The organism is Streptomyces sp. NPDC001914, assembly GCF_042891215.1.
GTDB lineage: Bacteria > Actinomycetota > Actinomycetes > Streptomycetales > Streptomycetaceae > Streptomyces.
In genome coordinates this window covers 183590-203320 of sequence record NZ_JBIASW010000015.1, presented here as the reverse complement: position 1 = coordinate 203320, position 19731 = coordinate 183590, and the positions used below count along the sequence as shown (strand labels likewise).

Below are 19731 nucleotides of genomic sequence, written 5' to 3'. Positions count from 1 at the left end.
ATCGCCGACGCCGCCGATCCCGAGGCGATGCGCGTGCGCATGGTCAAGGAGTACAAGGCCGAGCTGATGCACCCGTACTACGCCGCCGAGCGCGGACTGGTCGACGACGTCATCGACCCCGCGGAGACCCGCGAGGTCCTGATCAAGTCGCTCGCGATGCTGCACACCAAGCACGCGGACCTGCCCTCCCGCAAGCACGGCAACCCCCCGCAGTAACCCTGCGGATCCTCCGCGGTACCCCCGCGGAAACCTCTCTCACGGAGACTGACACCTATGAGCACTCCTGACATCCGCGTCGAGAAGGGCCACGCCGAGCCCGAGGAGGTCGCCGCCATCACGGCGATCCTGCTGGCCCGTGCCGCCTCCGCTCCCACTGATGCCGCTCCCTCCCACCGCCCCCACCGCAAGGCGGGCTGGCGCCGACTTGAGCGGGAGCCCGGTTTCCGGGCGCCGCACAGCTGGCGCTGAGGGTCTGACGCCGACAGCCCCGTCCTCCGATGGAGGGCGGGGCTGTCGTGTGTCCGCGGCCCGTGGACGTCCTCCACGGCCAACACAGGCCCCTGCGGGGGCCGTTCGGGCACTCCCGGCCACCCGCCCGCCCAACGGGGCCGTACGGGGCGGCGGGTGACGCACGACGGCCCCGTTTCTCCGGGCGGAGAAACGGGGCCGTCGTCGTGCGAGCGGGGGACGCTAGCGAAGACGCGCCATGAGGGCGTGCTCGACCAGCGTGATCAGCGCCGACTTGGCGTCCGCGCGGTGACGGGCGTCGGTCGTGATGATCGGGGCGTCCGGGCCGATCTGGAGGGCCTCGCGGACCTCCTCCGGGTTGTACGGCTGGCTGCCGTCGAAGCCGTTGAGGGCGATGACGAACGGCAGGCCGCTGTTCTCGAAGTAGTCGACCGCCGGGAAGCAGTCGGCGAGACGGCGGGTGTCGACCAGGACGATCGCGCCGATCGCGCCGCGCACGAGGTCGTCCCACATGAACCAGAAGCGGTCCTGACCGGGCGTACCGAAGAGGTACAGGATCAGGTCCTGGTCCAGGGTGATACGGCCGAAGTCCATGGCGACCGTCGTGGTCTTCTTGTCCCCGGTGTGGGTGAGGTCGTCGATGCCCGCCGAAGCAGACGTCATGACGGCCTCGGTACGCAGCGGGTTGATCTCCGAGACGGCGCCGACGAACGTGGTCTTGCCCACGCCGAAGCCGCCCGCCACCACGATCTTCGCGGACGTGGTGGAGCGGGAAGGCCCTCCGCTAGAGCTTGCGAAGTCCACTGAGCACCCTTTCGAGCAATGTCACGGCTGGCTGGCCGCCGGCGCTCTCGTCGCCGCCCGGCTGATGAATGGCGACCAGGCCCGCTTCCGCCAAGTCGGCGACGAGGATCCTGGCCACACCGAGAGGGATGGTCAGCAGGGCCGAGATCTCGGCCACCGACTTGATCTCACGGCAGAGGTTGCAGATGCGCTGATGCTCGGGCAACTGGCCCTGCATCTGGTGCGGCTGCGCGGTGGTGTGCACCAGCGCCTCGATGGCGAGCTGGTAGCGGGGCCTGGTACGGCCACCCGTCATGGCGTACGGACGCACCAGGGGGTTGTTGGACGCACCGGCGGGCGACGCCTCGGGAGAGCGTCGCTGCGGCTGCACGGGCTGGATGCGCGGTGCCGACGGCTGGTCGTACGGAGACGGCCCGGGACCCTGGGGACCCTGGGGCGCGTACGGCTGCCGCCGCTGGCTGGGCGCGGAGGGAGGAAAGCTGTACCGGTTCGGGTCGCCTGAACCGTCGCCCTGCCCCTGGCCGGGGCCGTACGACCAATTGCCCGAAGACGAACCGCCTGGGGGTGTTACCACTTTCTCTCCTCCTCCGACCGTGCCGGGCACCCAACGCTGGGACCGCGTCCCGAAACCTTACGGCCCCGGGACGACAATTCGCACCGTCTGTCTATTAGTTGAGAAGGCTGCCTTGGAGCTCCGCACGAAGATCCGGAGTCAGGACCGTGCCCGCACGGTCCACCAGGAGCGCCATCTCGTACCCAATGAGACCGATGTCCGCCTCAGGGTGTGCAAGTACTGCGAGTGAAGAACCGTCCGAAATGGACATGAGGAAGAGGAATCCTCGCTCCATCTCCACAACGGTCTGGTTCACGTGGCCGCCCTCGAAGATACGGGACGCGCCCGCGGTCAAAGAGGTGAGGCCGGACGCGACGGCTGCCAACTGGTCGGCGCGGTCACGGGGAAAGCCTTCGGACATAGCCAGAAGGAGTCCATCGGCGGAGACCACCACTGTGTGTGACACACCGGGGGTGTTGTCCACGAAGTTGGTGATCAACCAGTTCAGGTTCTGTGCCGCCTGGCTCATCGGGCTCACACTAACGCTCCTGGTTGTAGGTGCTGTCAGAACCGAAGCCCTGACCGTTCGTCTCACTACCTGCACTGCGTCCCCGCTCGACACCGCGACGCAGGTTGCTCAGCCTGCCCCGGACGTCTTCGGGAGCACGGGAGACCTGGGGGCCTCCCTGGGGGGTCGATTCCGCGGTTCCCTCGACCAGGTTGGCCTTGGGCACCCGCCGCGGCAGACCGGACGAGGTGACCCCGCCAGCCTTGGGCTTCTTCAGCTGCTCGGCGCGCTGCCACCGATCGTCGTTCGACGACCGCCAGTCGTCGCCCGTGTTCCCGGAGGACATGGGCGGCGCCTGCTCCCTCGTCGGTTCCGCCGGGCGCCGGGCGTTGCCGGCGGGGGCGGGACCGCGACGGGGGAGGCCCGCGTCGGTCATCGTGTGGGGGGCCGAAGCGGCCGGACCCGGACGACCAAAGCCTACGCTGTCCCGCTCGTTCGCGTCAGCGACCTGCGGAGATTCCGCTTCCGGAGCGTAGTCGGACCGGTACCCGCCCTGATACGCGTCCTGCTGCGGCCAGTCGTCCTGGTAGGACTGCTCGCCGTAGCCCGACAGCGTCTCCGGGGCGGAGCCGCCCATCCCGGCGTGCTCCTGCTGGACCGGCTCCGTGTAGGAGGGCTCAGGGTAGCCGCCGTTGGACGGGAAGTACGCCTCGTCGTACGCAGCCTGCTGCGGCTCCTCGTACGGCGTCTGCCGGTCGTACGTGGCCTGCTGGTCCTCGTGGACACCCTGGCCGCCGTCGTACGCCGGGGCGCCGTCGAAGGACGGCTGTCCGTTGTCGTACCCGGCCGGGGCGTCGAAGGCGTCGGCGTAGGACTGGGGGGCCTCGATGGCCTCCGGACCCTGTGCCTGGGCCTCCAGGGCCGCACGGCGCTCCTCACGCATCAGCGAGCGGCCCACGGGGTCCAGATCGCGGATGTCGTCCGGGACCTCGTAGCGGCTGTCGTCGAAACCGAGGTCCGCGGCGGTCAGCACGGGCTGCTGCTGGGCACCGAAGTTCTCGCCCGGGAACTGCTGCTGGTGCTGCTGCTCGGGAATGATCTGCGACACGGTGAACTCGTCGGTCATCGGCTGCTGCTCGCCACCGCCACCGTGGGTGATGGCGTCGGGGAGCATGACCAGCGACGTGGTGCCGGCCTGCTCGCCCGAGGGGCGGAGCTGGACGCGGATGCCGTGGCGGTCGGACAGACGGCCGACCACGAAGAGGCCCATGCGCTGCGAGATCGCGGCGTCCACGGTCGGCGGGTTGGCCAGCTTGTGGTTGATGTCCGCGAAGTCCTCGGCGGTGAGGCCGATGCCCTTGTCGTGGATCTCGACCATGACGCGGCCGTCGGGGAGACGGGTCGCGGTGACACGGACCTTGGTCTGCGGGGAGGAGAACGTGGTCGCGTTCTCCAGGAGCTCGGCGAGCAGGTGCACGAGGTCGGTCACGGCGCGGCCGTGGATCTCGGCCTCCGGGACACCGGAGAGCTCGATGCGCTCGTACTGCTCCACCTCGGAGGAGGCGGCGCGCAGGACGTCGACCAGCGGGACCGGCTGGTCCCAGCGGCGTCCGGGCTCCTCGCCGGCGAGGACCAGGAGGTTCTCGCCGTTGCGGCGCATACGGGTCGCGAGGTGGTCCAGCCGGAAGAGGTTCTCGAGCTGGTCCGGGTCGGCCTCGTTGTTCTCCAGGTCGGTGATCAGGGTCAGCTGGCCCTCGATCAGCGACTGGTTGCGGCGCGAGAGGTTCGTGAAGATCGCGTTGATGTTGCCTCGCAGGAGGGCCTGCTCGGCGGCCAGTCGTACGGCCTCGCGGTGGACCTGGTCGAAGGCCCGGGCGACCTCGCCGATCTCGTCGGTGGTGTTGATCGGGATCGGCTGCACACGGGTGTCGACCCGGCCGGGGTCGGTGCGCGAGAGCTGGTCGACCAGCATCGGCAGACGCTGCTCGGCGACATTGAAGGCGGCGCTGCGGAGCTGGCGCATCGAGCGGCTCATCTGGCGGGCCACCATGCCGGCCAGGATGAACGCGGCGAGCAGGGCGACGACGACGATGGCACCGGTGATGAAGGCGTCGGTACGGGCGGTGTCGGAGATGTCACCGGCCTCGGCCACGGCCTTGTCGGCGAGGTCCGACTCGATCTGGCGGTACGCGTTGTACTTGGCGGTGTTGACCGCCATCCAGTTCTGCGCGGTGACGCCCTTCGCGGCGAGCAGCGCGCGGTCGCTCTCCAGCGTGGACCTGAGCCCCGAGAGCTCCTTGACCATCTCGCTGTCGCCCGTGGGCGGCGGCACGTAGTTCGGGTCGGCCGCCGCGGCTTCCTTCGCCTTCGCGGTCAGCTCCGTCTTGATCTTGGCGGACGCCTCGTCGAGCTTGGCCGAGTCGGCCTCGGTGCCACCACCCTTGTACTCCTCGATGGCGATGCCCTCGAGGTAGGCGTACGAGGAGAGGGCGACGCGCTGGCTGGCGAGGCCGCTGTTGCCGGGGCCCGGCTTGACCAGCAGGTGCAGACCGATGGACCGCTCCAGCGACAGCGCGGCCTTGGACAGCGAGATCGCGTAGACCGTACGGCCGTAGCTGGTGATGTTTCCGGTGCCCAGACCGAGCTCGTTGGCGAACTCCATCAGCGGGTGCTGGATCTGGAGGTAGCCCTCTTCGGTCTTCACTCCGGGAAGCGCCGTGGTGTACGCGGCGCCCCGCAGCTTCTCGAGACCGGGCTCGACGCTGCGGAACACCGCGAGACGCCGCTCCAGACCCGGGGTCTTCGGCATGTTCTGCGCGGCCTCGTCGAAGGCGTCGGCCGCCAGGTCGGTCTCCCGGCGGACCTTCACGACGGTGGCGTCCTTCACGCCCTTGCCGGACAGCAGGGGCGCGGCGCTGAGGTCACGCTCTTCGAACAGCTTGTCGCCGTAGTTCAGCGCCGCCTGCACGAGGCGGGCCGTCTTCTCGGCGTCCTGCGCTTCCTGCCAGGTGTCGATCGAGCCCTTCACCTGGAAGCCGCCCATGACGAGGCCGACCACCACGGGTATGAGCAGGATCGCGTTCAGCCTGGTGGGCACGCGCCAGTTGCGCGGGGAGAATCGGCTCCCGCTCGGCGCGGGCGCCGGCGTGGGCTCGGGGCCGGCGACTTGTGCGGGCGCCGCTCCGCGCGCCGGCGGGGTGAAGTTGCCCCGTGCCGACGGCTCGGGACCGTTCATGCTTCGCCTCACTCGACCAACAACCTCTCGGCGTCGGCACCTACTGTGTGCCGCCGTATCTACCAGCGCCCTTGACTACTGGGCAGTTCAGCGCATTCCAGCATGCCAAGCAGCGCCATTCCAAACACTCGGAACGGTTGATTCCGAGTGGCGCTGGCCACAGATAAAACGGTCATAAAGAGCGAGCCCCGCCAAAAGGCGGGGCTTTCATGAACGCAGGGGCATCGGGCGACCGCTATGCGTGTCGGGGCCAGCGAAATTCTCTGTCGAAACGTTATGAACACCGAGGCCGGCCGTGTCAAATGACACAGCCGGCTCCGATGCTTCTACGACAAGTCCCATAGGGGGCCGTCTACTTGGCTGCTACCGCAGCCGTGCCATGAGGGCGTGCTCGACCAGCGTGATCAGAGCGCTCTTCGCATCTGCACGGTGTCGCGCGTCCGTGGTGATGATCGGGGCGTCCGGGCCGATCTGCAGAGCCTCGCGCACTTCCTCCGGGTTGTACGGCTGGTGACCGTCGAAGCCGTTGAGGGCGATGACGAACGGCAGGCCGCTGTTCTCGAAGTAGTCGACCGCCGGGAAGCAGTCGGCGAGACGCCGGGTGTCCACCAGGACCACGGCACCGATGGCGCCGCGGACCAGGTCGTCCCACATGAACCAGAAACGGTCCTGGCCCGGCGTACCGAAGAGGTACAGGATCAGGTCCTGGTCGAGGGTGATACGGCCGAAGTCCATGGCCACCGTGGTGGTGGTCTTGTCCCCGGTGTGGGTGAGGTCGTCGATGCCCGCCGAGGCGGAGGTCATGACGGCCTCGGTACGCAGGGGGTTGATCTCGGAGACGGCACCCACGAACGTGGTCTTGCCGACGCCGAAGCCACCCGCTACGACGATCTTCGCGGAGGTGGTCGCCCGGCCTCCGTCAGAGCTTGCGAAGTCCACTGAGCACCCTTTCGAGCAGTGTCACGTCCGGCGCGCCGCCGTTGTTCTCATCGCCGCCAGGCTGGTGAATGGCGACAAGTCCGGCCTCGGCGAGGTCCGCGACAAGGATCCTGGCCACGCCGAGCGGCATGGACAGGAGGGCCGACACCTCGGCCACCGACTTCACTTCCCGGCACAGATGGCAGATGCGCTGGTGTTCGGGGAGCAGTCCCATCAGCTGGGCCGGATCGGCCGTGGTGCTGATCAGAGCTTCTATGGCCAGTTGGTACCGCGGCCGGGTCCGGCCACCGGTCATCGCGTACGGACGTACCAGTGGCTGGTCGCCTTCATCCCCGTACGACTCGGCGTACGGATCATGAGAGGCGGGGGGCGGGGTCATGAATCCTCCGGGCGGGACAGCAAGTCGGTCAGTCGTGCCGTCTGTTGAGGCCGGTGGGGGGATTGTGGCGGCCGGACGGTGATTTCGTGCGGTGTCTGGATCCGGCGGCGGTCAGTGAAGCAGACTGCCTTGTAGTTCGGCACGCAGGTCCGGCGTGAGGACGGCGCCCGCACGGTCGACGAGCAGTGCCATCTCGTAGCCGACGAGACCGATGTCGCACTCCGGGTGGGAGAGGACCGCGAGGGACGATCCGTCCGAAACCGACATCAGGAAGAGGAAGCCGCGCTCCATCTCCACGACCGTCTGGGCCACGGCTCCGCCTTCGAAGATCCGGGAAGCCCCGGCGGTCAGCGAAGTGAGTCCGGAGGCGACGGCCGCCAGTTGGTCCGCGCGGTCGCGGGGGAAGCCTTCGGACATTGCCAGAAGGAGTCCGTCGGCGGACACGACGACGGTGTGGGACACCCCGGGGGTGTTGTCCACGAAGTTGGTGATCAACCAGTTGAGGTTCTGTGCCGCCTGGCTCATCGGGCTCAACTAACGCTCCTGCTGGTGAGTGGGGCTGGGGAAGCTGCCGGTCTGGCCGTTGCCGGCCTGTCGACCCTGCTGAATGCCCCGACGGAGATTGGTCAGCCGGCCGCGTACGTCATCGGGCGCACGCGAGACCTGCGGACCGCTTTGGTGCTGTTGCTGCTGTGCCGTGCCCGCGACGAGGTTGGCTCGCGGGACTCGGCGCGGCAGGCCTGAGGTGGTGACCCCTCCTGCCGACGGCTTACGGGAACGCTCCGCCTGCTTGACGAGGTCGTCGTTCGGAGAGCTGCGCCACGAGGTGGCGGCCGGTGCGGCGGCCGGCCGCGGCGGGGCCGCGGGAGTCTGCGGCTGCTGGGGGGCGGCCTGTGCGTATCCCTGGGACCCGTTGTTCTGGGAACCGTTGCTCTGGGCGGTGCCGTTGGCCGGCGCCCCGTCCGAGCCGTTCGCCTGACCGTGGAACCAGTTGGTCTCCAGCGTGTCGTACAGCGGGGTACGGCCGTCACCGGGGTTCGAGGCCGGGGGAAGCGCCTCGGGGGCCTGCGGACGGGCGGGAGCCTGTGGGGAGGCCGGCCGCTCGTACTGTCCGGTGGACGAACCCTGCCCGTTGCCGTAGCCGGGGGCCGCGAACTGCCCGGTGGACGCGGGGTCCTGGGAAGGCGCGTAACCCGGCTGGGCGTACTGCCCGGTGGACGACGGAGCCTGGGAGGCGCCGTAGCCCTGGGCCGCGAACTGTCCCGTGGCGGCCGGGTTCTGGCCGGCGGGGGACTGGTTGCCGTAGCCGTACTGGCCGTTGTTCTGGCCGTTGTTCTGCGGCGCGCTCGCGCCGGGGCGCGGGGCGTCGAAGTCGGGACGGGCGAACTCCGCGGTGGAGGCGGGGCCCTGCCGGTCGTCGATGCGCGGCATGCGCGACGTGGCGTCGGGGTCCTCGTGACCGCGCGGGGTGTCGTGCGACGTCCGCGGAACCGGCGGCTGTGCGTTGTCGTCGCTCCAGCTCGGCGTGCGCGAACCGGCGTTGCCGCCGGGCAGCTCGGCGCGTGCGCCACCGCGGCCCGGGAGCTGCGGCCGGCGACGGCCGCTCTTGCCGCCGGTCGGCGCCTTCGCGGGCGCCGCGGGAGCGGCCTGGTTGGCGTCGCCGAAGGCGTTCTGGCCGGCACCGGATCCGTTGCCGAACGAATTCTTGCGGCCGCCGGACGTGTCGCCGAAGGCGTTCTGGGAACCCGTTCCGTCGCCGAAGCCCTGCTGCGGGCTCTGCCCGAAGGCGTTCGCACCGGCGGGAGCCTGCCGGCCCTGCTGACCCTGGCCCTGCTGGCCACGCGCGCCGCCGGGGGCACCCGGGCGACCGCCCTGGCCCGTGCCGGGCAGCGCGGCCCGCGGAGCCTGGCCCGCGCCGACCTGCCCGCGCTGCGGCGGGGCCCCGAGGGGACCGCCGGGAGCGGAGGGGGAACCGGCACCGAGCGAGGGACCCGAGCGACGGGCCGAGGCCGCACCGGCCGAGGCCTGCGCCGCGGTGGGGCCGCCGGCGGGGGCACCCTGGCCCGGCTTGTTCGGCATGGGCTTCTTGCCGCCCTGGGCGACGTCCACGGGGAGCATGACCAGCGCGGTCGTACCACCGGAGTCGGACGGGCGGAGCTGGATGCGGATGCCGTGACGCTGCGACAGACGACCGACCACGAACAGACCCATGCGCCGGGAGACGGAGACGTCCACGGTGGGCGGAGCGGCGAGCCGCTCGTTGATCGCGGCCAGGTCCTCGGGGGACAGACCGATACCGGTGTCGTGGATCTCGATCAGCACCCGGCCGTCGGGCAGGGCGTGACCGGTGACCTTGACCTTCGTCTGCGGGGAGGAGAACGAGGTGGCGTTCTCCAGCAGCTCTGCGAGCAGGTGGACGAGGTCGTTGACGACCCGGCCGGCGACCTCGGTGCCGGGCACCGAGGCGAGTTCGATGCGCTCGTACTGCTCCACCTCGGACGCGGCGGCGCGGAGGACGTCGACCAGCGGGACCGGGCGGGTCCAGCGGCGACCGGGCTCTTCACCGGCGAGAACGAGAAGGTTTTCGCCGTTACGGCGCATGCGGGTCGCGAGGTGGTCGAGCTTGAACAGCGAGGAGAGCTGGTCGGGGTCGGCCTCGCGGGACTCGAGCTCGGATATGAGCGAGAGCTGGCGCTGGATGAGGCCCTGGGAACGGCGCGAGAGGTTGGTGAACATCGCGTTGACGTTGCCTCGCAGAAGGGCCTGCTCGGCGGCGAGGCGGACGGCCTCGCGGTGCACGTCGTCGAAGGCCGCGGCCACCTGGCCGATCTCGTCCCGGGAGTGCACACCGACCGACTCCACCGAGGTGTCGACGTCCTGCGGGTCCGACTCCGAGAGCTGCTTGACGAGCTCGGGCAGACGGTCCTGGGCGACCCGGGTGGCGGTGTCCTGCAGGCGGCGCAGCGAGCGGATCATGGACCGCGCCACGACGAAGGCGCCGACGAGCGAGACACCGAGGACGAGCAGGATCAGGACACCGGAGATGATCGCTTCACTCTGCGACTCGTTGCGCAGCTCACGGGCCTTCTGCTCCATCTCGCTGAGCAGCGTGGTCTCGATCTTCGACATCTGGTCGATCTTGGACGAGTCGTCGTCGAGCCAGTCCCTGTAGGACCGCTTGTTCTGCGTCCGCAGACCCTCGGGGTTGCTCAGCACGCGCTTGGCGTACTGGTCGGCCGACTTGATCGTGGGGTTGTCGCCCTCGATCGGCAGGAGGAGTTCCGTGCTGCCGGAGCCGTAGATGTTCTTGAAGGCCTGGTTCTCGGACTCCTGGCTCTCCTGCGCGGACAGCGCGTACTGCTGGTCGTTCTTGGAGAGGGTTCCGAAGGTCTTCGGCTGCGTGGGGAGCGCGGCGGCGATGATCGCCCGCTGGACGGAGGCGTACTCCTTGGCGGCGGAGAACGAGGCCAGCGCGCGGGTGCGCTGGATCATCTCCGGGTTGCTGGTCGCCTCGGCCATGTCCTGCGAGAGCGCGAGGAGTTCGGTGACGAGGCGGTGGTACGCGTCCACCGTCTGGGTCGCGTTCTGCGGGTCGTTGTAGGCGTCGCTGCGGATCTGGTTGAGCTTGTAGAGCTCGCTGACGACGCCGACGAGGCTGTCGTGCACGCCGGAGAGCTGGCCCGCGGCCGTGGCGTCGTCGACCTGCTGGGTGCCCTCGAGGAAGTGCTTCTTCGCCACGTCCGTGGCGTCGCGCACGGACTTGACCTCGTAGTTGTTGGACAGGGCGCCGTGTGCCAGCGGACCGGCCGACTCGTCGCGCTCCTTCTGGAGGGCGGCGGCGAGCTCGGTGGCCTGCTTGGTCATCTCGGTCAGCAGCCGCATGTTGTCGAGCTGCTGGATGTTGTCCATCGACTCGTTGATGCGCAGCGCACCCAGCGAGGTCGCGGCGACCACGGGGAGCGCGAGCAGCGAGACGAGTCGCGTCGAGATGCGCCAGTTCCGCAGGGCTACGCGCGAGCCGTGGCTCGGTGTGTCCGTCTGCGCGGCGTCGGTCGTGGTGGCGGGAGCCTTCGGCTTCGCGCCGGCGCGAGCGGAGTGTTCACCGCTGCCGCCGACCTCTGCCGGTCCCGGGTTCTGGGCGTGCTGGGGCGAGGAACCGCGGTCGGTCCCGCCGCGCGGCTCCGGCTCCGCCGAAGCGCTGCCATCCCTCTTGAAACGTCCCTGCACTAGCGTCGCAACCTCTGGACCAGGCGCCCCTCCGCTGGAACGGCGGGACGGTGTCGGCGTTGTACACGGACGCAGATGCGCCCTGTGTATGTGGTCTGAGTGACCGGCGCAGGTTCCCCCTTCCCGCCGCCACTCGGCGCTGAGTAGCGCCCCTGCGCGCCGGATCGTGAATCCGCGGCGGTCCGAGGAATTCCAGCACAGCCCAGGATCTCCAACAAGGCCCGTGTACCAGGCTGTGACCTTCGTGACAGGATGTGATGGACAGGTCACGAGACGTGTAAGGGGTTCTCGTACATACCGGGCATACGCCTACGAGCCGAGGGTGCGCATACCCTGTCCCAGTCGCGATGATCAGGAGCGGAATGATTGGTTCAGTGGCGTAATGTCCGTTAGGTCGCGTCGAGTTGGGGGCCTCGATTGACCGGTTTGCCCCTTGGTGAGTGAGGAAACTCACATGCCGATCATGGCGTCTTCACGCCATCGCCAGGGAATTGAATGTTTAGCCTGACGCTTTACAGGGATGGCGAATCCGACAACCCGCGTCCATGTGGGGCTCTTTGACCCCGACCGGCGCCCAGGACGACAAGGTCGAGCAAAACGGTGAAGACGACGATGATGTTCCGCAACATTGCCAACCCGCGGCGCACGACGCTGGCGCACCTCGAGGACGCCGACGCCCTGCGTACGCCGGAGCTGCCGGAGCACGCGGTCGTCCTCCCCCTCCAGACGGCCAACCCCCGCCGCACCGTCCTGATGGACGCCCCGGTCGCGGTCGCCGCCGCCGAGTGAACACGGTGACCGGCCGAGGGCCGCGCCCCGCGCGCGGCCCCGCCGGTCACGGACGGCCCCGCCCCGCGCCCGGCCCCACCGGTCACGGACGCTCCTCCACGGGGGTGCCGTCAGCCGGCGTCCTCCACCGGGGCGCCGCCACCCGGTCCACGGACCGGCGCCCCGCCGCTCACCGACCCGGCGGATATACGCGAAGCCCGCAGCCCCTGCCGCGTTAGCCTGGAGCGTCAGACTCCAGCCAGCTCAGTGAGGGGCGCAAGGATCCCGTGCGCATCGCCAGATTCTCCATCGACGGCAACGTCGCTTTCGGCGCGGTCGAGGGCGACAGGCCGGACGAGCTCGTCCTCGACATCATCAAGGGCATCCCGTTCGCGGACTTCGAGCTCTCCGGTACGAAGGTCCCGCTGAACAAGGTCCGGCTGCTGCCGCCGGTGCTCCCGAACAAGGTCGTGGCCTTCGGCCGCAACTACGCGGAGCACGCCAAGGAACTCGGCAACGAGGTGCCCGACGCCCCGTTCGCCTTCTTCAAGCCGTCGACCTCGGTCATCGGCCCCGGCGACCCGATCCAGTACCCCTCCTTCTCCAGCGAGCTCCACCACGAGGCGGAGCTCGCCGTCGTCATCGGCCGCATGTGCCGCGAGGTCCCGCGCGAGCGCGTCAAGGACGTCATCCTCGGCTACACCTGCGCCAACGACGTCACCGCCCGCGATGTGCAGAAGCGCGAGAAGCAGTGGGCGCGTGCCAAGGGCTTCGACAACTCCTGCCCGCTCGGTCCCTGGGTGGAGACGGACCTCGACCCCGCCGACCTGACCATCCAGTGCACGGTCAACGGGCAGCAGCGGCAGCTCGGGCGCACCAGCGAGATGATCCACTCCATCGAGGACCTGATCGTCAACATCACCGAGGCCATGACGCTGCTCCCCGGCGACGTGATCCTCACCGGCACCCCGGCTGGGGTCGGCCCCCTGAACGTCGGCGACGAGGTCGCCGTCACCATCGAAGGCATCGGCACTCTCACCAACAAGGTGATCAAGCGTGGCTAACGTCCGTGTACGTTTCTGTCCCTCCCCGACCGGCAACCCCCACGTCGGGCTGGTCCGCACCGCCCTGTTCAACTGGGCGTTCGCCCGGCACAACGAGGGAACCCTGGTCTTCCGCATCGAGGACACCGACGCGGCCCGCGACTCCGAGGAGTCGTACGAGCAGCTCCTCGACTCGATGCGCTGGCTGGGCTTCGACTGGGACGAGGGCCCCGAGATCGGCGGCCCGCACGCGCCGTACCGCCAGTCGCAGCGCATGGACCTCTACGCGGACGTCGCCGCCAAGCTCCTGGACGCGGGCCACGCGTACCGCTGCTACTGCTCGACCGAGGAGCTGGACGCCCGCCGCGACGCGGCCCGCGCCGCCGGCAAGCCCTCCGGCTACGACGGCCACTGCCGCGACCTGTCCGACGAGCAGAAGGCCGCCTACGAGGCCGAGGGCCGCAAGCCCATCGTCCGCTTCCGGATGCCCGACGAGGCGATCACCTTCGACGACCTGGTCCGCGGCGAGATCACGTACCTCCCGGAGAACGTCCCGGACTACGGCATCGTCCGGGCCAACGGCGCTCCGCTGTACACGCTCGTCAACCCCGTCGACGACGCCCTGATGGAGATCACCCACGTCCTGCGCGGCGAGGACCTGCTCTCCTCCACCCCCCGGCAGATCGCCCTCTACAAGGCGCTGACCGAGCTGGGCGTCGCCAAGGAGACCCCGGCCTTCGGCCACCTCCCGTACGTGATGGGCGAGGGCAACAAGAAGCTCTCCAAGCGCGACCCGGAGTCCTCGCTCAACCTCTACCGCGAGCGCGGCTTCCTCCCCGAGGGCCTGCTGAACTACCTCTCGCTGCTCGGCTGGTCGCTCGCCGCCGACCGCGACATCTTCTCGATCGACGAGATGGTCGCCGCGTTCGACGTCACGGACGTGAACCCGAACCCGGCCCGCTTCGACCTGAAGAAGTGCGAGGCGATCAACGCCGACCACATCCGCATGCTCGACGTGAAGGACTTCACCGAGCGCTGCGCCCCGTGGCTGCGCGCCCCCTTCGCGCCCTGGGCGCCGGAGGACTTCGACGAGGCGAAGTGGCAGGCGATCGCCCCGCACGCCCAGTCGCGGATGAAGGTCCTCTCCGAGATCACGGACAACGTCGACTTCCTGTTCCTGCCGGAGCCGGCCGTCGACGAGGCGTCCTGGACGAAGGCCATGAAGGAGGGCAGCGACGCCCTGCTCCGCACGGCCCGCGAGAAGCTGGAGGCGGCCGACTGGACCTCTCCGGAGTCCCTGAAGGAGGCCGTCCTCGCCGCCGGTGAGGAGCACGGCCTCAAGCTCGGCAAGGCCCAGGCCCCGGTCCGCGTCGCCGTGACCGGTCGCACGGTCGGCCTGCCGCTCTTCGAGTCCCTGGAGATCCTGGGCAAGGAGAAGACGCTGGCCCGCGTCGACGCGGCGCTGGCGCGACTCGCCGCCTAGCCCTGGCGGGCAGCAAGCAGCCGAGGGGCGGTGTCCGGACCGGACACCGCCCCTCACGCATGCGCGGACACCTCACCCGCCCCGGGCGCCCTCCCGCCGGAGACGTCACGCATCTCACGTACCGGCCCTGGCCGACGGTCGTCACAGGGACCGGGCCGGGCGATGGCCGCCACACGGACCGGCGCCCGAAGTGGCGACCGCCACGCGGACCGTGCCGGGCGGTGGCCGTCACGCGGGCCGGGCCGGGCGGTGGCTGTCGCGTGGGCTGGCGCGAAGTGGGGGTCGTCACGTGGATCGGCGCGAAGTGGTGGTCAGCACGTGGATCGGCGCGAAGGTGGTGGTTGTCACCTGGGTCGGTGGCGGGCGGTCGCGGGGCCGGCGGCGGGGGTGCCGGTGACGGTGACGGGCCCGGTGTCACGTGGCGGTGGTCACGGCGGGTGTCCCGCCCTCTCCGTTCACGCGTGACCGCCGTCGCCAGAGGGACAGCCGCCCGCCCCCGGCGATACGGTCGGCGCATGAGCATCGACGCCGTGGTGTGGGACATCGACGACACGCTCTTCGACTACACGAGCGCCGACCGGGCGGGCATGCGGGACCATCTCGCGGCCGAGGGCCTGCTCGACGGCGGTGCGACCGTCGAGCAGGCCCTCGCGCGCTGGCGGGAGATCACCGACGCCCAGTGGGCGAGGTACGCGGCCGGTGAGACGGACTGGCAGGGCCAGCGGCGGGACCGTGTCCGGGTGTTCCTGGGGGAGTCGCTGAGCGACACCGAGGCCGACGCGTGGTTCGACCGGTACGTCAGGCACTACGAGGGCGCCTGGGCGCTGTTCCCGGACGTCCTGCCCGCCCTCGACGCGCTCGTCGCCAGTCACCGGCACGCGGTGCTGTCCAACTCCAGCCTCCTCGTACAGGACCGCAAGCTGCGCGTTCTCGGTGTGCACGACCGCTTCGAGGCCATCCTGTGCGCCGCCGAGCTCGGCGTCTCCAAACCCGCCGCCGCGGCCTTCCACGCGGCCTGCGAGGCCCTCGGACTGCCGCCCCACCGCGTCGCCTACGTCGGGGACCATCCGGAGATCGACGGACGGGGCGCCGCCGAGGCCGGTCTGCTCTCGGTGTGGATCGACCGCGACGGCGCCCACGCCGCCGGCGCCGCCGGGCGGAGGGGTCCGCATCGCATCGGATCACTCGCCGAGTTGCCCGCGATCCTCGGCGCCGATACCCGTTTTGGAGCGCCGTCCACCTTCGGGTAATGTTCTTTCTGCGCCGCCGGGAGCGGGCCGAAAGGCCGGAGCTCGGAGGCGCTAGCTAAAACAAGATCCCCACGTGGGATGGCGTTTCAGTGGCCTATGGTGTAATTGGCAGCACGACGGTTTCTGGTTCCGTTAGTCTTGGTTCGAGTCCAGGTAGGCCAGCTCGCAGAGCTCATCTGCACCGCGGAGCACCAGATCCGCAAAGCCCCCGTTGTGTAGCGGCCTAGCACGCTGCCCTCTCACGGCAGTAGCGCCGGTTCGAATCCGGTCGGGGGTACAGATCCTTCCCAGGGAGGCAGTTCGGGTCGCACCCGCTGCCCCTCATGCAGGATCGCTAGGGCCCCCGTTGTGTAGCGGCCTAGCACGCCGCCCTCTCAAGGCGGTAGCGCCGGTTCGAATCCGGTCGGGGGTACTGACCAACTGGTCTAAACCACCATGGGCTATGGTGTAATTGGCAACACTACGGTTTCTGGTACCGTCATTCTAGGTTCGAGTCCTGGTAGCCCAGCTCCGAATCTGCGGAAACGCAGGATTCAGGCCCCCGTTGTGTAGCGGCCTAGCACGCCGCCCTCTCAAGGCGGTAGCGCCGGTTCGAATCCGGTCGGGGGTACACGGTCCGCAAGGGTCTCCACTTCGGTGGAGGCCCTTGCGGCGTTCGGGGCCAACGGTCCGGAGGCCGGGAGGCCATGCTGCGGAGGCCCGCTCCTCGGAGATCAACTCGTGGTGTCCCGCCATGAGTTGGATCACCCCGGAAACGAGGCGCGGGGTGCACGGGCCCGGAGGGCCGGTACACCCCGCGTACGGGACGGTGTGCTTCGGGGAGAGCCTGCCGCGGCGTTGAGGCCGGCCCTCCCGTCACGCGGGAGCGAAGGTCAGCCCGTGCGGCGCAGAGCCTCGGAGAGACGCCCGGCGGCGTCGATGACGGCCTGGGCGTGCATGCGGCCCGGGTGCCGGGTCAGGCGCTCGATCGGCCCGGAGACCGAGACGGCGGCCACGACACGGTTCGAGGGGCCGCGGACCGGCGCGGAGACGGACGCCACGCCCGGCTCGCGCTCGCCGATCGACTGGGCCCAGCCCCGGCGCCGTACTCCCGACAGCGCGGTCGCGGTGAAGCGGGCGCCCTGGAGGCCGCGGTGCAGCCGCTCCGGCTCCTCCCAGGCCATCAGGATCTGGGCGGAGGAACCGGCCTTCATGGTGAGGGTCGAGCCCACCGGGACCGTGTCCCGCAGACCGGACAGCCGCTCGGCCGCGGCGACGCAGATGCGCATGTCGCCCTGGCGGCGGTAGAGCTGCGCGCTCTCGCCCGTGATGTCCCTGAGGTGAGTGAGAACCGGGCCCGCCGTCGCGAGGAGGCGGTCCTCGCCCGCGGCCGCGGCCAGTTCGGCGAGGCGGGGCCCGAGGATGAAACGGCCCTGCATGTCGCGCGCCACCATGCGGTGGTGTTCAAGTGCCACGGCGAGGCGATGTGCCGTGGGCCGTGCCAGTCCGGTCGCCGCGACCAAGCCCGCGAGGGTGGCCGGACCGGACTCCAGGGCGCTCAGGACAAGGGCTGCCTTGTCCAGAACGCCGACGCCGCTACTGTTGTCCATGAAACGATACTCGCGTCTCACTCTGTGAAACGCAAGTTCAATTTCCGGTGAAACGCGCCACCCTGGTAGGCACAGCGGCCCGCGGACCAACGGGCCCGGCGGACGACGTCCGGCACTAGGGGTGCGGACGTCCACCGCCCCGGAAATCTCTAGTTGGGCCGGCGCCACACGAGCCGGCCGGAGGGAAAGCGATGGGTAGGACACTCGCGGAGAAGGTCTGGGACGACCACGTCGTCCGGCGCGCCGAGGGCGAGCCCGACCTCCTCTTCATCGATCTGCACCTGCTGCACGAGGTGACCAGCCCGCAGGCCTTCGACGGCCTGCGTCAGGCGGGGCGTCCGGTGCGGCGCCTCGACCTCACCATCGCGACCGAGGATCACAACACCCCGACCCTCGACATCGACAAGCCCATCGCGGACCCGGTCTCCCGTGTCCAGCTGGAGACGCTGCGCAAGAACGCCGCCGAGTTCGGCGTGCGACTGCACTCGCTGGGCGACGTCGAGCAGGGCGTGGTGCACGTGGTGGGACCGCAGCTCGGTCTGACCCAGCCGGGCACCACGGTGGTCTGCGGCGACTCGCACACCTCCACGCACGGTGCCTTCGGCGCCCTGGCGTTCGGCATCGGCACCTCGCAGGTGGAGCACGTGCTGGCCACCCAGACGCTGCCGCTGGCCCGCCCCAAGACCATGGCCATCACCGTCGAGGGCGAGCTGCCCGAGGGTGTCACCGCGAAGGACCTGATCCTGGCGATCATCGCCAAGATCGGTACGGGCGGCGGCCAGGGCTACATCCTGGAATACCGCGGCTCCGCCATCGAGAAGCTCTCGATGGAGGCGCGGATGACCATCTGCAACATGTCGATCGAGGCCGGCGCCCGCGCGGGCATGATCGCCCCCGACGAGACGACCTTCGCGTACCTCAAGGGCCGCGCGCACGCCCCCGAGGGCGAGGACTGGGACGCGGCCGTCGCGTACTGGAAGACGCTGAAGTCCGACGACGACGCCGTGTTCGACACGGAGGTCGTCATCGACGCCGCCGCCCTGTCGCCGTTCGTCACCTGGGGCACCAACCCCGGCCAGGGCGCGCCGCTTTCGGCGAACGTCCCCGACCCGGCTTCGTACGAAGACGCTTCGGAGCGCCTGGCAGCCGAAAAGGCCCTGGAATACATGGGGTTGACCGCCGGACAGCCGCTGCGCGACATCAAGGTCGACACCGTCTTCGTAGGTTCGTGCACCAACGGCCGTATCGAGGACCTGCGCGCCGCCGCCGCGATCGTCGAGGGCCGCAAAGTCGCCGACGGTGTACGGATGCTGGTCGTCCCCGGCTCCGCGCGGGTCGGGCTCCAGGCCGTCTCCGAGGGCCTGGACGTGGTCTTCAAGGAGGCCGGCGCCGAATGGCGGCACGCGGGCTGCTCGATGTGTCTGGGCATGAACCCCGACCAGCTGGCCCCCGGTGAGCGCTCCGCGTCCACCTCCAACCGCAACTTCGAGGGCAGGCAGGGCAAGGGCGGCCGTACGCACCTGGTCTCGCCGCAGGTCGCCGCCGCCTCGGCGGTCCTCGGCCACCTGGCCTCCCCGGCCGACCTGTCCGACGCCCCCGTGCCCGCTGGAGTCTGAGAGTCATGGAAGCATTCACCAAGCACACCGGCCGGGCCGTCCCGCTGCGCCGCAGCAACGTCGACACGGACCAGATCATCCCCGCCCACTGGCTCAAGAAGGTGACCAGGGACGGCTTCGAGGACGGTCTCTTCGAGGCCTGGCGCAAGGACGCCTCCTTCGTCCTCAACCAGCCCGAGCGCCAGCGCGCCACGGTGCTGGTCGCGGGCCCCGACTTCGGTACGGGCTCCTCCCGCGAGCACGCCGTCTGGGCGCTGCAGAACTACGGCTTCAAGGCCGTCATCTCGTCCCGGTTCGCCGACATCTTCCGCGGCAACTCGCTCAAGAACGGCCTGCTCACGGTGGTTCTGGACCAGAAGATCGTGGACGCGCTCCAGGAGCTGTCGGAGCGGGACCCGCAGGCGGAGATCACGGTCGACCTGGAGGCCCGTGAGGTGCGCGCCGAAGGCGTCACCGCCGCCTTCGAGCTCGACGAGAACGCCCGCTGGCGCCTGCTGAACGGGCTGGACGACATCTCCATCACCCTCCAGAACGAGGCCGACATCGCGGCCTACGAGGCCAAGCGGCCCTCGCACAAGCCGAGGACGCTCCAGGTCTGACCTCCGGGCCGGGCGGGCGCCCGGTCCGGCGGATTTCAGCCACGCAACACCCCTCTGTACCCCCAATCGTGGACGGTTGGGGGTACAGCTGTTTCCGCTTCCAAAAGGCCCCGGAGCGCCCTCGCGAGGCCCATCAACTCCCTTAGTTACAAGGCGGGTTGCCTGGGTAGTCGGCTACGTGGGCGACTTCCGGCCACGGGGGTCAGGAGGCCTCCGGGGGGCGGCAGTTGCCCCCTGCGCAGGCGACAACTCGCCCCAGATGGCACAATC

17 protein-coding genes and 5 tRNA genes are annotated in these 19731 nt (G+C 69.8%); 13 read left to right on the top strand and 9 right to left on the bottom strand.

Annotation, left to right across the window (positions count from 1 at the left end; all coding sequences use genetic code 11):
• Both ACFYYF_RS33075 and ACFYYF_RS33070 read left to right on the top strand, forming a co-directional pair.
• The coding region (locus ACFYYF_RS33075; protein WP_388781106.1) for a carboxyl transferase domain-containing protein at nt 1–216 on the top strand (216 nt) is incomplete at its 5' end.
• Nucleotides 217–273: 57 nt separating this feature from the next.
• Nucleotides 274–468, top strand: coding sequence for an acyl-CoA carboxylase subunit epsilon (locus tag ACFYYF_RS33070; protein WP_361683223.1), 195 nt, complete (start codon nt 274–276; stop codon nt 466–468).
• Nucleotides 469–690: 222 nt separating this feature from the next.
• On the opposite strand, the gene ACFYYF_RS33065 is transcribed toward ACFYYF_RS33070, so the two are convergent.
• The 8 genes from ACFYYF_RS33065 to ACFYYF_RS33030 form a co-directional block, all read right to left on the bottom strand.
• On the bottom strand, nt 691–1272 hold the full coding sequence (locus ACFYYF_RS33065; protein WP_351123795.1) for an ATP/GTP-binding protein: 582 nt from the start codon (nt 1270–1272) through the stop codon (nt 691–693).
• Nucleotides 1253–1846 (bottom strand): DUF742 domain-containing protein, encoded by a 594-nt coding sequence (locus ACFYYF_RS33060; RefSeq protein WP_361683220.1) that lies wholly within the window; start codon nt 1844–1846, stop codon nt 1253–1255. The genes ACFYYF_RS33065 and ACFYYF_RS33060 overlap by 20 nt, the downstream gene beginning before the upstream one ends.
• Nucleotides 1847–1940: 94 nt before the next feature.
• A complete protein-coding gene (locus tag ACFYYF_RS33055) occupies nt 1941–2354 on the bottom strand; it encodes a roadblock/LC7 domain-containing protein (RefSeq protein ID WP_037625176.1) in 414 nt (137 codons plus the stop codon).
• Nucleotides 2355–2364: 10 nt separating this feature from the next.
• Complete coding sequence (locus ACFYYF_RS33050) at nt 2365–5580, bottom strand: nitrate- and nitrite sensing domain-containing protein (protein ID WP_388781103.1); 3216 nt, start codon at nt 5578–5580, stop codon at nt 2365–2367.
• Nucleotides 5581–5931: 351 nt separating this feature from the next.
• Nucleotides 5932–6507: an ATP/GTP-binding protein gene (locus tag ACFYYF_RS33045; RefSeq protein ID WP_028802395.1), complete on the bottom strand. Its 576-nt coding sequence runs from the start codon at nt 6505–6507 to the stop codon at nt 5932–5934.
• Nucleotides 6488–6886: a DUF742 domain-containing protein gene (locus ACFYYF_RS33040; RefSeq protein ID WP_037624993.1), complete on the bottom strand. Its 399-nt coding sequence runs from the start codon at nt 6884–6886 to the stop codon at nt 6488–6490. The genes ACFYYF_RS33045 and ACFYYF_RS33040 overlap by 20 nt, the downstream gene beginning before the upstream one ends.
• Before the next feature lie 111 nt (nt 6887–6997).
• Entirely contained in the window at nt 6998–7411 is a 414-nt protein-coding gene (locus tag ACFYYF_RS33035) for a roadblock/LC7 domain-containing protein (RefSeq protein ID WP_266765867.1), read from the bottom strand.
• A gap of 9 nt (nt 7412–7420) precedes the next feature.
• Nucleotides 7421–11113 (bottom strand): nitrate- and nitrite sensing domain-containing protein, encoded by a 3693-nt coding sequence (locus ACFYYF_RS33030; RefSeq protein WP_388781101.1) that lies wholly within the window; start codon nt 11111–11113, stop codon nt 7421–7423.
• Between the two features lie 600 nt (nt 11114–11713).
• On the opposite strand from ACFYYF_RS33030, the gene ACFYYF_RS33025 reads away from it, so the two are divergent.
• From ACFYYF_RS33025 to ACFYYF_RS32985, 9 genes are all read left to right on the top strand, one after another.
• Nucleotides 11714–11902 carry a hypothetical protein gene (locus tag ACFYYF_RS33025; RefSeq protein ID WP_361683213.1) on the top strand — a complete coding sequence of 63 codons (189 nt, stop codon included), beginning with the start codon at nt 11714–11716 and terminating at the stop codon, nt 11900–11902.
• 266 nt (nt 11903–12168) lie between these two features.
• Nucleotides 12169–12945 carry a fumarylacetoacetate hydrolase family protein gene (locus tag ACFYYF_RS33020; RefSeq protein ID WP_361683211.1) on the top strand — a complete coding sequence of 259 codons (777 nt, stop codon included), beginning with the start codon at nt 12169–12171 and terminating at the stop codon, nt 12943–12945.
• Nucleotides 12938–14407 (top strand): glutamate--tRNA ligase, encoded by a 1470-nt coding sequence (gltX, locus tag ACFYYF_RS33015; protein ID WP_388781100.1) that lies wholly within the window; start codon nt 12938–12940, stop codon nt 14405–14407. The genes ACFYYF_RS33020 and gltX overlap by 8 nt, the downstream gene beginning before the upstream one ends.
• A 515-nt stretch (nt 14408–14922) precedes the next feature.
• On the top strand, nt 14923–15657 hold the full coding sequence (locus ACFYYF_RS33010) for an HAD family hydrolase (protein WP_388781099.1): 735 nt from the start codon (nt 14923–14925) through the stop codon (nt 15655–15657).
• 90 nt (nt 15658–15747) lie between these two features.
• A tRNA-Gln gene (locus ACFYYF_RS33005) sits at nt 15748–15819 on the top strand.
• A gap of 42 nt (nt 15820–15861) precedes the next feature.
• Nucleotides 15862–15934: transfer RNA gene (locus ACFYYF_RS33000), tRNA-Glu, on the top strand.
• Between the two features lie 62 nt (nt 15935–15996).
• Nucleotides 15997–16069 (top strand) — tRNA-Glu (locus ACFYYF_RS32995).
• 24 nt (nt 16070–16093) lie between these two features.
• Nucleotides 16094–16165, top strand: a tRNA-Gln gene (locus tag ACFYYF_RS32990).
• A 29-nt stretch (nt 16166–16194) separates the two neighbouring features.
• Nucleotides 16195–16267, top strand: a tRNA-Glu gene (locus tag ACFYYF_RS32985).
• A gap of 262 nt (nt 16268–16529) precedes the next feature.
• Here the strand turns inward: ACFYYF_RS32985 and ndgR are convergent.
• Nucleotides 16530–17246 (bottom strand): IclR family transcriptional regulator NdgR, encoded by a 717-nt coding sequence (ndgR, locus tag ACFYYF_RS32980; protein ID WP_028806673.1) that lies wholly within the window; start codon nt 17244–17246, stop codon nt 16530–16532.
• 191 nt (nt 17247–17437) lie between these two features.
• Here ndgR and leuC point away from each other — a divergent pair, with 191 nt between their 5' ends.
• Nucleotides 17438–18862, top strand: coding sequence for a 3-isopropylmalate dehydratase large subunit (gene leuC / locus ACFYYF_RS32975; protein WP_361683205.1), 1425 nt, complete (start codon nt 17438–17440; stop codon nt 18860–18862).
• Nucleotides 18863–18867: 5 nt separating this feature from the next.
• Complete coding sequence (leuD, locus tag ACFYYF_RS32970; RefSeq protein WP_388781098.1) at nt 18868–19461, top strand: 3-isopropylmalate dehydratase small subunit; 594 nt, start codon at nt 18868–18870, stop codon at nt 19459–19461.
• The last annotated feature ends 270 nt before the right edge of the window (nt 19462–19731 follow it).

Bases quoted from the DNA above. Each gene is read 5' to 3' on its own strand.
- ACFYYF_RS33010 (WP_388781099.1), top strand. From the start codon at position 14,923: ATGAGCATCGACGCCGTGGTGTGGGACATCGACGACACGCTCTTCGAC.
- ndgR (WP_028806673.1), bottom strand. From the start codon at position 17,246: ATGGACAACAGTAGCGGCGTCGGCGTTCTGGACAAGGCAGCCCTTGTC.
- ACFYYF_RS33070 (WP_361683223.1), top strand. From the start codon at position 274: ATGAGCACTCCTGACATCCGCGTCGAGAAGGGCCACGCCGAGCCCGAG.
- ACFYYF_RS33040 (WP_037624993.1), bottom strand. From the start codon at position 6,886: ATGACCCCGCCCCCCGCCTCTCATGATCCGTACGCCGAGTCGTACGGG.
- ACFYYF_RS33035 (WP_266765867.1), bottom strand. From the start codon at position 7,411: ATGAGCCAGGCGGCACAGAACCTCAACTGGTTGATCACCAACTTCGTG.
- leuD (WP_388781098.1), top strand. From the start codon at position 18,868: ATGGAAGCATTCACCAAGCACACCGGCCGGGCCGTCCCGCTGCGCCGC.
- ACFYYF_RS33055 (WP_037625176.1), bottom strand. From the start codon at position 2,354: ATGAGCCAGGCGGCACAGAACCTGAACTGGTTGATCACCAACTTCGTG.
- leuC (WP_361683205.1), top strand. From the start codon at position 17,438: ATGGGTAGGACACTCGCGGAGAAGGTCTGGGACGACCACGTCGTCCGG.